Raw genomic sequence first — 12,351 nt, 5'->3', positions numbered from 1 at the left:
CGCAGCCCGCGGCGCCCGCCGCCGCGAAGCCCGCCGCAGCTCAGCCGGCGCCCGCGAAGGCCGCCCCGGCGAAGGCCGAGGCCAAGCCCGCCGCCAAGGCCGCCCCGAAGGCGGACGCCAAGCCCGCCGCCGAGGCGACCGAGGGCCCGGAGTACGTCACCCTGCGTGGCCCGGCCGCCGCCGTGGCGAAGAACATGAATGCCTCGCTGGAGCTGCCCACGGCCACGTCCGTGCGCGCCGTTCCCGTGAAGCTGCTGTTCGACAACCGCATCGTCATGAACAACCACCTCAAGCGCGCCCGCGGTGGGAAGGTCTCCTTCACCCACCTCATCGGGTACGCCATGGTGCAGGCGCTCAAGGCGATGCCCTCGATGAACTACTCGTTCACCGAGAAGGACGGCAAGCCCACGCTGGTCAAGCCGGACCACATCAACCTGGGCCTCGCCATCGACCTGGTGAAGCCCAACGGTGACCGTCAGCTCGTCGTCGCGGCCATCAAGAAGGCCGAGACCCTCAGCTTCTTCGAGTTCTGGCAGGCGTACGAGGACATCGTCCGCCGCGCCCGGGTCGGCAAGCTGACGATGGAGGACTTCACCGGCGTCACCGCGTCGCTGACGAACCCCGGCGGCATCGGCACCGTGCACTCCGTGCCGCGCCTGATGCCCGGCCAGGGCCTCATCATCGGCGTCGGCGCCATGGAGTACCCCGCGGAGTTCCAGGGCACCTCGCAGGACACCCTGAACAAGCTGGGCGTCTCCAAGGTCATGACGCTGACCAGCACGTACGACCACCGCGTGATCCAGGGCGCCGCCTCCGGCGAGTTCCTGCGCATCATGAGCCAGCTGCTGCTCGGCGAGAACGACTTCTTCGACGACATCTTCAAGTCGCTGCGGATTCCGTACGAGCCGGTGCGCTGGCTGAAGGACATCGACGTCAGCCACGACGACGACGTCTCCAAGGCGGCCCGGGTCTTCGACCTGATCCACGCCTACCGGGTGCGCGGCCACGTCATGGCCGACACCGACCCGCTGGAGTACAAGCAGCGCAAGCACGCCGACCTGGACATCACGGAGCACGGCCTCACGCTCTGGGACCTGGAGCGCGAGTTCGCGGTCGGCGGCTTCTCCGGCAAGTCGATGATGAAGCTGCGCGACATCCTCGGCGTGCTGCGCGACTCGTACTGCCGCACCACCGGCATCGAGTACATGCACATCCAGGACCCCAAGCAGCGCAAGTGGCTGCAGGACCGCCTGGAGCGCCCGCACACCCCGCCGGAGCGCGAGGAGCAGCTGCGCATCCTGCGCCGCCTGAACTCCGCCGAGGCGTTCGAGACCTTCCTGCAGACGAAGTACGTCGGCCAGAAGCGCTTCTCGCTGGAGGGCGGCGAGTCCGTCATCCCGATGCTGGACGCGGTCATCGACTCCGCGGCCGAGTCGCGGCTGGACGAGGTCGTCATCGGCATGGCCCACCGCGGCCGGCTGAACGTCCTCGCCAACATCGTCGGCAAGTCCTACGCGCAGATCTTCCGGGAGTTCGAGGGCAACCTCGACCCGAAGTCGATGCACGGCTCCGGCGACGTGAAGTACCACCTGGGCGCCGAGGGCACCTTCACCGGTCTCGACGGCGAGCAGATCAAGGTCTCGCTGGCCGCCAACCCCTCGCACCTCGAGGCGGTCGACCCGATCGTCGAGGGCATCGCCCGCGCCAAGCAGGACATCATCGGCAAGGGCGGCACGGACTTCACGGTCCTGCCGGTCCAGCTGCACGGTGACGCGGCGTTCGCCGGTCAGGGCGTGGTCGCCGAGACGCTGAACATGTCGCAGCTGCGGGGCTACCGCACCGGCGGCACGGTCCACATCGTCATCAACAACCAGGTCGGCTTCACCGCCGCGCCGGAGTCGGCCCGCTCCTCCATGTACGCCACCGACGTGGCCCGCATGATCGAGGCGCCGATCTTCCACGTGAACGGTGACGACCCGGAGGCCGTGGTGCGCGTCGCGCGCCTCGCCTTCGAGTTCCGCCAGGCGTTCAACAAGGACGTCGTCATCGACCTGATCTGCTACCGCCGCCGCGGCCACAACGAGTCGGACAACCCGGCCTTCACCCAGCCGCTGATGTACGACCTGATCGACAAGAAGCGCTCGGTGCGCAAGCTCTACACCGAGTCCCTCATCGGTCGTGGCGACATCACGCTGGAGGAGGCCGAGCAGGCGCTGCAGGACTTCCAGGGCCAGCTGGAAAAGGTCTTCACGGAGGTCCGCGAGGCCACCACGACGCCGATGGCGCCCGAGGTCCCGCAGCCGCAGGCCGAGTTCCCGGTCCACGTGGACACCGCGGTCTCCCAGGAGGTCGTCAAGCGGATCGCCGAGTCCCAGGTCAACATCCCCGACCGGGTCACCGTCCACCCGCGCCTGCTGCCCCAGCTGCAGCGCCGCGCGGCCATGGTCGAGGACGGCACGATCGACTGGGGCATGGGCGAGACCCTGGCCTTCGGCTCGCTGCTGATGGAGGGCACCCCGGTCCGGCTCGCCGGCCAGGACTCCCGCCGCGGCACCTTCGGCCAGCGCCACGCGGTCCTCATCGACCGCGAGACCGGCAACGACTACACGCCGCTGCTGTACCTCTCCGAGGACCAGGCGCGGTTCAACGTGTACGACTCGCTGCTCTCCGAGTACGCGGCGATGGGCTTCGAGTACGGCTACTCGCTGGCCCGTCCTGAGTCGCTGGTCATGTGGGAGGCGCAGTTCGGTGACTTCGTCAACGGCGCGCAGACCGTCGTCGACGAGTTCATCTCCTCCGCCGAGCAGAAGTGGGGCCAGACCTCCGGCGTCACGCTGCTCCTGCCGCACGGCTACGAGGGCCAGGGCCCGGACCACTCCTCGGCCCGCATCGAGCGCTTCCTCCAGCTGTGCGCGCAGAACAACATGACCGTCGCGATGCCGACGCTCCCCTCCAACTACTTCCACCTGCTGCGCTGGCAGGTGCACAACCCGCACCACAAGCCGCTCGTCGTCTTCACCCCGAAGTCGATGCTGCGTCTGAAGGCCGCGGCGTCGAAGACGGAGGAGTTCACCACCGGCGGCTTCCGCCCGGTGATCGGCGACAGCACGGTGGACCCGAACGCGGTCCGCAAGGTGCTCTTCTGCTCCGGCAAGGTCTACTACGACCTGGAGGCGGAGCGGCAGAAGCGCGGTGCGAACGACGTCGCGATCGTCCGCATCGAGCGGCTGTACCCGCTGCCGGGCAAGGAGCTGCAGGCGGAGATCGCCAAGTTCCCGAACGCCGGCAAGTTCCTGTGGGTCCAGGAGGAGCCCGCCAACCAGGGTGCCTGGCCGTTCCTCGGCCTGAACCTGATCGACCACCTGGACCTGGCGGTCGGCGCCGACATCCCGCACGGCGAGCGCCTGCGCCGCATCTCGCGGCCGCACAGCTCGTCCCCGGCCGTCGGCTCCGCCAAGCGCCACCAGGCCGAGCAGGCCCAGCTCATCGCGGAGGCGTTCGACGCCTGAGCCGCCCGCGTCACCTGACGCAAACGGGACAACGGGCCCCCGCCGGAGCACTCCGGCGGGGGCCCGCCCGTATGTCCGGGCCGGCGTCAGCCGTTGACCATGTCCCGGGTCTGGGCGTAGACGGTGGCGTCGGTGAGCAGGGCGTTGTGGCTCAGGCAGGCGGTGCGCGTGTTGGCCGCACCGGCCAGGGAAACGCTGCTGTCGGGGTTGATGACGGCGTCGCACGGCGACCACCAGGTCGCGTAGCGGGGGCTGCCGGGCGTCTCGTCCCCGGCGTTCAGGGCGGTCAGGAAGTCGGAGCCGATCCGCATCTCGCTGCACGAGGTGTCGGCGCACGTATTGGCCGAGTCGGTGCCGTGGTTGGGGCCGCCGAGCGACACCCAGGCGTCGATCTTCGCCGCGCCGCCGAGGTTCTTGGCGTAGTAGCGCGAGGAGAGGCCCCCCATGGAGTGGGTGACGATGTCGACCTGGGAGGCTCCGGTCGCGGCGAGCAGCCGGTCGACCTCGGTGGCCAGCTGCTGTGCGGTGGTGGCGTTGGACTGGCGCGAGTCGTAGCTCCACTGGTCCAGGTACCCGGCCGGCCAGCCGTCGGCGCGGAAGCGTCCTGCCATGGTGTCCCAGTTGCCGCCGCTGCCGGACCAGCCGTGGACGAAAAGGATCGGGTGACCGGCGGCGGTGAAGCCCGATCCGCCGGCCGCTTCGGCTCGGGCGGGCGTGTGCAGGGCGAGTAGCAGGCCGGCGAGCACGGCCATGAGCGGTGTCTTCTTCACGTGTCCTCACGGATGCAGAGAAGGGGGAGGGAAGCACCGGTGCGTGTGGGGAGGGCGCCTCAGGCTACTGCCGGGTAAACCTGGCGCGTCAAGATGCGTGCACTTGTCATGTGCACAACTTTTTTCGCGGCTTCTCCGCCGCCGGCGCGCAGGTCCTTCAGATCGTCAGCGGCTCGAAGTCGCGGAGCTGGTACGGCGGCAGGTCGGCCTCGGTGGAGCGGGTGTTGTGAGCGAGGTCCAGGGTCCACGGGTGGCTCGGGCCGACCGCCGCCTCCATGGCGGGCAGCGCGCGGCCGAGGGAGCCGAGGGCGGCCGCGCGGTCGCCGGCCGCGAGCAGCGCGAGCGCGTGGTTGGCGTCGCTGCCGACGGTGTACGGGTGGGCGGGGCCGAGCAGTTCGCGGTAGCCCGTGTACGTGAGCTCGGCCGTGGCCAGGGCCCGCTCCGGGTCGCCGGACTCGCGCTCCAGGCAGCCGAAGCCGGCCGCGATCATGAGGGTGAGCGGGTCCCGGCGGCCGAGCAGCCGCACCGCCCGCTCCAGCAGCCGTTCCATGCTCTGCCGGGCCCGCTCCCCCTGCCCGGCGCCCCGGCGGCAGAGCGCGAGGCCGTGCCCGGCGCGCAGCGACTGGGGGTGGTCGGCGCCCAGTACCCGGTGGTGGCTGCGCACGGTCCGCTCCTGGAGCTCCAGCGCCGCCTCGACGCGGCCGGTGAGCCGCAGGTCGGTGGCGTAGTGCAGCTCGGAGCAGAGCGTCCAGGGGTGGCCGGGGCCGAGGAGCCGGCGGCGCGCGCGCAGGGTCTCCAGATCCAGGTCCAGCGCCTCGTCGTAAGCGCCGAGCAGCCGCAGGGAGACCGCGGTGTTGTTCTGCGCGGCGAGGGTGCGTGCGTCGCCCTCGCCGAAGGTCTGCCGGCTGCCGTCGAGCACGTACCGGGAGAGCTCCAGGGCTTCCTGGAGGCGGGCGAGACCGCGCAGGTCGGCGGCGAGCCCGGTGGCGGCCCGCAGGATGTCGGTGTCCGGGGTGGAGCTCCGGCCGAGCAGCCGCTCCAGCGCGGCCCGGTCCAGCTCCTCGCAGGCCGCGTACTGTCCGGCGGCGCGCAGCAGGTTGGCGTGCGCGTGCAGCAGGTCGAGGCGGTTCGGGTGGTCCTCCGGCAGCAGCCGCCGCCAGGCCCGGTCCACCCGCCGGACCAGGGCCAGGCCGGTGTCCTGGACGCCGGCGAGGTAGGTGTAGCGCAGGCAGTTCAGTACCGGGCGCGCGCTCTCCGCCGGGTCGGCCTCCAGCGCGCCGGAGGGCAGCAGGTGCGGCAGCAGCGCGGCGTACGCGGGCCACTCGGCGGGGTCGTCGGGGCGGCCTGGGTCGGCGGCGGCGAGCGCGCCGCGTACGGCGCGTGCGTACCGTTCCCGCTCCGGCGCGGGGACGCCCTCGCGGACCAGGAGGCGGACCATGCGGTGCAGGTGGACGCCGGTGATCCGGTCGCCGTCCGGGGTTTCGGTGGCGTCCACGACGGAGTAGCGGGCGAGCAGCCGCAGCGCGTCCTGGAGCCGCTGCGGGTCGCCGGTCAGCGGGGGGAAGTCGCCGCGGATCCGGCCGAGGAGGGGGACCGGCACGGTGCCGGGCGCAAGGACGGCGCACAGCCGCAACAGTTCCCCGGCGTCCGGCGCGGTCTCGGCGATGCGGTCCAGCAGGGCGGTCCAGGCCGCAGCGAAGGTCATCGGGAAGTCCTCGGCGACGACCGTGCGGGCGTCGCCGATGCCGCCCTCCAGCAGCCGCAGATAGCTCCCGACGCTCATGTCGGAGTCGTTCAGCCAGCCCGCCGTCTGGTCCAGCAGGAGCGGCAGGTCCTCCAGGGCCGCGGCCAGCCGGTCCGCCTCGGCCGCGGTCAGGCGCGGGGCCCGGCGGCGTACGAAGGCGACGCTCTCCGGGCGGTCGAGGACGGGGACCGGGAGGAGGAGGGTGTTGTAGGTGTCCCAGGAGCGGTTGCGCGAGGTGATCAGGACGTGACCCGAGCCGCTGGGCAGCAGACCGGCCACCGCTTCGGGGTCGTCGGCGCCGTCCAGGACGAGCAGCCAGCGGTGGTACGGCTCGCCGCGGCGCAGCGCGTCGGTGACCGCGCGCAGCCGCTCGGCGGTCCCCATACCGCCCCTGATCCCCAACTCCGGTGCCAGCGCGGCCAGTTGCTGCCGGGCCTCCTGTGCCGTCCCGGCGGCGATCCACCACACCACGTCGTACTCGGTGGCGAAGCGGTGCACGTACTCGGCGGCCAGCTGGGTCTTGCCGACGCCCGCCATGCCCAGCAGCGTGCAGACCGCGGCGCCCCGTACGGAGCCCGCCAGGCGGCGGTGGATACGGGCGAGGAGGGCCGCGCGGCCGGTGAAGCGCGGGTTGCGGCGCGGTACTCCGCCCCAGACGTCGGGCGCGTCCAGCGGGAAGCGCGGGCCGCCGGTGCCGGGCGCCGGGGTGTCCGGGAGCCCGAGGCGGCGCAGCAGGAGGCGCTCGGCGTGGTGCGCGCCGGCCTCGGTGAGCTGGGCGGGGCCGAGCGCGGCGGCGCCCCGCGGGAGGTTGCCGGGGTCGGTGACGGAGACGGCGGCGAAGCGGCCGGGGTGGGCGGCGGTGACGGCGGCGAGGGCGGCGTCCCACTCCCGTCCCGTGCGGACGCCGGGCTGGAAGTAGCCGGCGCTGAAGACGAGCAGGACCTGGCCGCCGGAGAGCGTGAGCCCGCCGAGCGCGGCCCGCAGTTCCATCGCGGCGGGCGGGTCCCAGTGGTGCAGCGGGGCGCGCAGCCCGTGGCGTTCGAGGCGGTCGGCGATCCAGTCGCCCCAGGCCCGGCCGTCCCCGGCGACGCTGACGGTGACCCGCGGGCCGGGCGGCGGTCCGGGCCGTACCGGCCGGGCCGGCCGCGGCACCCGCGCGGACGCGGCGTCCGTCGGCCGCTGCGGGAACGTCGACTCCGCCGGCTGCGCCATTACGGTCCTGCTCTCCTCCGGGGGACCGTCGATACGGCCCTGTTCTTCCGTACCCCACCGCGCCCGGCCGCCGCGAGCGGATTCCGGCCCAGTACGGTACGCCCGGCCGCAGCTGACGCCTCATCAGGTCATCTGCGGCTCGAAGTCCCAGTAGGGCCGGGTGCGGGCGCGGGCGGAGACGGTGTGGGCGTGCTGGGGGCCCAGTACGGTGCTCAGGCCGGTCAGCGCCTCGTCCTCCAGCTTGTCGGCCTCCTGGCGTTTGCGCAGGCCGCGCAGGTCCGCGGCGAGCGCGATCTGGCTGGAGAGGGTCAGCGGGTGGCGCAGTCCGAGGGTGGCGGTGGCGCGGGTGACGGTGTCCCGGCCGAGCTCGGCGGCGGCCTCCGGGTCGCCGGAGAAGTTGCGGGCCGCCGCGGCGTTCAGCGCGCAGCCCAGCGTCCAGGGATGGTCGGGGCCGACCGCCCGGCGCATCCCCGCCAGCGCCTCCTCCGAGAGCAGCAGCGCCTGCTGCCGCTCGCCCGCGGCGCGCAGCACGAGCGCGTGGTTGGCCTGGGCGCCGATTGCGTACGGGTGGGCCGCGCCCAGCTGGAAGAGATACCGCTCGGTGACCTGCTCGCCGATCTCCCGGGCCTGGTCCAGGCTGCCGTGCTCACGGGCGAAGCAGGAGTAGCTGACGGCGACCATGAGGGTGAGCGGGTCGGTCTCGCCGAGGACCCGCTCGGACCGTTCCAGCACCCGGCCGAGGAGGCGGCCGGCCTTGGCGCGGTCGCCGGAACGGTAGAAGCACAGCCCGAGGTTGTGCTCGGCGCGCAGCGTCTGGGGGTTGTCGTTGCCCATGACGATGCGGTGCACCCGGACGCTGTGCTCCTGCACCGAGCCGGCCTCGGCGTAGCGGCCGAGGAGGCGCAGGTCGGTGGCGACGTGGATCTCGGAGAAGAGCGACCAGTTGTGGCGGGGGCGCAGCAGCTCGCGGCGGGCTTCCAGGGTGCGGCGGTGCAGCGCGAGGGAGTCGGTGTAGCGGCCGAGGAGGCGGAGCGAGACGGCGAGGTTGTTCTGGGCGTTCAGGGTGCGCGAGTCCTGCTCACCGACCAGTTCGGTGTAGCCCTCCAGGACGGTGGTGGACAGCTCCAGGGCCTCCTCGAAGCGGGCGAGGCCGCGCAGGTCGGCGGCGAGCCCGCTGGCGGCGCGCAGGGTGTCCAGGTCGCGCGGGCCCTGGGTCTCGCGCAGATGGTCCAGGACGACACGGTCCAGCGCCTCGGTGGCGGCGTAGTCGCCGGTGGCGCGCAGCAGGTTGGCGTAGTGGTAGCTGAGGTCCCAGATCCGCGGGTGGGTGTCGCCGAGCAGCTCCCGCCAGGCGGCCAGGGCGCGTTCGGCGAGCTTGAGGCCGGAGCGGTATTCGCCGGAGAGGTACATGTACCGCAGCACGTTCAGGACCAGGTTCTGCACCTCGGGGTCCCGGCTCACCAGGACGTTCGCGGCCTTGAGGTGCTGGGCGAGCTCGGCGAACCGGGGCCACAGCCGGGTGTCGGTCGGGCGCAGCGGGTCGGCGGCGGCCAGCGCGCGCTGCGCGACGCGGCTGTATTCCGCCTGCTGCCGGTCCGGCATCAGGGCGCGGACGGTCTGGTGGACCATGCGGTGCATGTAGAGGATCTCGCCACCGGGGGACGCGTCGTCGGCGGTGACGTCGTGGGACTCGATGCGCACGACCGAGTACTGCAGGAGCTTGCTGATGGCCTGGTTCCACAGCAGCGGGTCGTTCATCAGCCCGGTCAGCTCCTCCGGCAGGTCGCCGGGCGGGATCTCGCGGAGCAGCCGTACGGGGATGGCGGCGGGCGCGAAGAAGGAGCACAGCCGCAGCAGGTCGACGGAGGCGGGCACCGCCTCGGCCAGCCGGTTCTGCAGTATCGACCAGGAGGTCTGGTAGGTCATCGGGAAGTCGTGGGCGACCCGGACGACCTCGGCGTCGGCGCCGCTCTCCAGCAGTTCGACGTACTCGTCGACGGTCATCGTGGAGTCGCTGAGCCAGCCCGCCGTCTGGTCGAGCAGCAGCGGCAGGTCCTCCAGCGCTTCGGCCAGCTGGTCCGCCTCGGCGCGGTCCAGGCGCGGGGCGCGGCGCCGGACGAAGGCGATGGACTCCTCGCGGGTGTAGACCGGGACCTCGAACATCATGGTGTTGTGCTCGCTCCACTCGCGGTTCTGCGAGGTGAGGAGCACGTGTCCGGGCCCGGAGGGCAGCATGTCGGCGACGTGTTCGGGCTGGTCGGCGCCGTCCAGGACGAGCAGCCAGCGGTTCGACGGCTCGCCCCGGCGCAGCGCGTCCCGGACGGCGCGCAGCCGCTCGCCGTACTCCTGACCGGTGCTCAGGCCGAGCGCGGGGGCCAGCTCGGCCAGCCGCTGGCGCATCGGGGTGCGCTCGCCCGCCGCGACCCACCACACCACGTCGTACTCGGAGCCGAAGCGGTAGACGTACTCGGTGGCGAGCTGGGTCTTGCCGACGCCGGACATGCCGTACAGCGTGCACACGGCGGCGCCGCGCTCGGCCTGCTGGAGGCGGTGGTAGACGTCGGCGAGGAGGTTCTCACGGCCGGTGAAGCGGGTGTTGCGACGCGGCACGCCGCCCCAGACGCGCGGCTGCTCCTGGGGGTAGCGGGGGCCGCTGCCGTCCTCCTCGGGCTCGGCGTGCGGGTCGGGGTCGATGCCGAGCCGGGCCAGCAGCCGCCGCTCGGCCTCACGGGCGCCGACGTCGGCCAGCTCGGCGGCGCCGAAGACGGCGGTGGCGGTGGGCAGCGCGTTCGTGGTGATGGAGACCGCGGCGAACTTGTCCTGGCGGTCGGCGACGACGGTGCGCAGCGCGGCGTTCCACTCCTCGTGGCTGCGCGGACCGAGCTGGATGTACCAGTCGCTGAGCACGATCAGTACGGTGCCCTCCGCGAGCGCGAGGTCGCTCAGCGCGTCCTCCAGCGAGGTGCCGGCCCGCGGGTCCCAGCGCTGGAAGGCCACCCGCATCCCGTGCCGTTCCAGCCGGTCGCCGATCCAGGCGGCCCACGCGCGGTTGAAGCCGGCGAAACTGACCGTGACCGGTGGCCGGCCGGTGGGTGCGGTGCTCCTGCGCGCTGCGGGCATTCGAACGACTCCCTCGTCTTGCGTACGAACGAACGGCCGGGCAAGGACCGTCAGAGCTGCCCTTCTGGGGAACATACACCGGCGAACCGGTCGTCGGCGGTCATCGCGCGTGCTGTCGCCGCCACATCGTCCGCGAGGTCTCGACGTAGGCGCTCGCGCGCGCCAAGTACCCCTCGGGAGGCGGGCGTTCCCGCAATCGGGTGAGCCGGTCGGCCATCGCGCCGACCAGGACGCGGCCGGCCGGGGTGAGGGTGCGCGCGCCGAGCAGCGTGGGGAGTGCGGCGCCCACCTGTTCGCGGCAGCGGGAGTGCTCGGCCCACGCGGTGTGGCGCTCCAGCGCGGTGGTGGCGGTGAGCGCGAAGCGCTGCCAGTAGTCGGCGAGCGAGAGATGCGAGTACGTGCCCTGGAGCAGCCCGTCGAAGGGGCGCGGGTCGGGCCGCCAGGGGGCCCAGTGCCGGGCGGTGCCGGTGTCGTGGTGCAGCGGCGACAGTTCGGCGAGCGCGGCGAGCTTGGCGTGCTGGAGTTCGTGGACGAGCGTCGCGGCGAGGAAGGCGGGGGTCTGCGGGGTGGAGCTGAGGACCGCGCCGAACGCCTCGCGGCGGGTGCCGCTGCAGTGCGCGGGGCCCGCGGCGTGCGGGCTGGCGTTGGGCGGCGGGGCGAGCGGCACGACGCAGTCCAGCAGGACGTCCACTTCCAGGGCGCGGGTCGGGCCGCCGCGCTCCAGCAGCGGCCGGGCCCCGGCCCAGGCGGCCTGCCAGCGGGCCCGGTCGGCGGTGGTGAGCGGCTCGGCGGGCTTCAGGCCGTGCCGCTCCAGCCCGCTGTCGGCCGTGCGGAAGGGGTCGAGGTCGTCCAGGAGTACGGGGCGGGGGCCGCCGGTGAGCGGGCGCAGCGGGCGCCATGCGGGGTCGGCCGACTCCCAGGCGCCGTCGGGCCGGGGCAGCAGCACGGCGGCCGGGCCGGCGGGCGGGCGAAGGCGCAACCTTCCCTCGCCATAGGTGAGTTCGAGCTCTGGCGGCGGTCCCTCACGGCCGGCCGGCCGCCCGTGCAGGGTGTACGCACCGAGGGTGGGCAGGGCCAGCGTGCCTCCCGGGGCGCGGAGTTTCAGGGTGAACGGGAGCCGGGCGCGGGCGGCGGCCGCGGCGGCGACGGCCCCGAGGTGTTCGAGGTCGGGGAGGAGGCCGGGCGGCGGGACGGCGGCGGCGAGGCCACGCAGGGCGCGCCGCACCCAGGGACCGAGCAGCGGGTAGTACAGCACCCGGCGGGTGGCATCCCGGTCGGCGCGGTCCGCGGCCTCCAGCAGCGCCCAGTGCTCCGCCACCCGGGCCGCCGCGGGCCGCGGCACGCTCGGCGCGCGGGCGGAGCCCACCGCGTCCAGCAGCGCGCGCAGCAACAGCAGCCGCCGCGTCCGCTGGTCGTCCACCAGCAGCCGCAACGCCTCCGCACCGCCCTCGGACCGGCCCAGCTCGCGCAGCAGGCCCGCGGGGACGCGGCTGCTCATCGTGCGGGACCCCGCGCGGTACGGGCCAGCCGCCCGGCGGCGTGCCGGATCAGCCGCTGGAGGTCGGCGCAGTACACGGAGGGGTTGGCGAAGCCGCTGCCGTGCCGGTAGCGGTGCGCGTACTGGCCGCCGCCGCAGACCCGCACCAGCGGGCAGGCGCGGCACACGGGGGCGAGGGCCGCGGCGCCCGCGTGCCGGGCGGTGATGCCGGGGTGCGCGAGCGCGTCGTCGAAGGAGTGGCGGAAGACGTCGAGCCCGGTGGCGGCGGCGCCCTCGTACGCGGACTTCAGGGAGTCGACCTGCTCGATGCTGCCGTCGGTCTCCACCACGACGGCGGTGAACGGGGTCAGGCCCAGCGACTCGCCGCCGGCCGGCGCGCCCAGCAGCAGGGCCAGGCACTCCTCGAAGAGCCGGATCCGCGGCTGCCCGGGGCCGCCGTCCCACCAGGCGTCGAAGACGGCGCGGAGCCAGTCGCCGTACGGGGTGGGGCGGTCGGGG

Annotated in this window: 5 protein-coding genes and 1 pseudogene; 1 reads left to right on the top strand and 5 read right to left on the bottom strand. The window is 73.5% G+C overall.

Translation table 11 applies throughout. The features are described 5' to 3' along the window. Positions 1-3,509: multifunctional oxoglutarate decarboxylase/oxoglutarate dehydrogenase thiamine pyrophosphate-binding subunit/dihydrolipoyllysine-residue succinyltransferase subunit (locus CCS38_RS16070; protein ID WP_223733959.1), on the top strand; the 3,509-nt coding region annotated here is incomplete at its 5' end. Positions 3,510-3,595: 86 nt separating this feature from the next. Here the strand turns inward: CCS38_RS16070 and CCS38_RS16065 are convergent. The 5 genes and pseudogenes from CCS38_RS16065 to CCS38_RS16045 form a co-directional block, all read right to left on the bottom strand. Then, a complete protein-coding gene (locus CCS38_RS16065; protein WP_263302128.1) occupies positions 3,596-4,261 on the bottom strand; it encodes an esterase/lipase family protein in 666 nt (221 codons plus the stop codon). Positions 4,262-4,436: 175 nt separating this feature from the next. Continuing rightward, a complete protein-coding gene (gene fxsT / locus CCS38_RS16060; RefSeq protein ID WP_223733957.1) occupies positions 4,437-7,235 on the bottom strand; it encodes an FxSxx-COOH system tetratricopeptide repeat protein in 2,799 nt (932 codons plus the stop codon). A 123-nt stretch (positions 7,236-7,358) separates the two neighbouring features. Beyond that, a complete protein-coding gene (gene fxsT / locus CCS38_RS16055) occupies positions 7,359-10,355 on the bottom strand; it encodes an FxSxx-COOH system tetratricopeptide repeat protein (protein ID WP_223733956.1) in 2,997 nt (998 codons plus the stop codon). Between the two features lie 100 nt (positions 10,356-10,455). Continuing rightward, positions 10,456-11,853: an aKG-HExxH-type peptide beta-hydroxylase gene (locus tag CCS38_RS16050; RefSeq protein ID WP_223733955.1), complete on the bottom strand. Its 1,398-nt coding sequence runs from the start codon at positions 11,851-11,853 to the stop codon at positions 10,456-10,458. Next, positions 11,850-12,351, bottom strand: a pseudogene (locus CCS38_RS16045) (FxsB family cyclophane-forming radical SAM/SPASM peptide maturase); the annotation flags it as partial. The pseudogene CCS38_RS16045 and the gene CCS38_RS16050, both read right to left, overlap by 4 nt.

Source organism: Streptomyces purpurogeneiscleroticus (assembly GCF_020024005.1).
Lineage (GTDB): Bacteria > Actinomycetota > Actinomycetes > Streptomycetales > Streptomycetaceae > Streptomyces > Streptomyces purpurogeneiscleroticus.
The sequence above is the reverse complement of the archived record's forward strand: the minus strand, read 5'-3'. Positions and strand labels throughout refer to the sequence as shown.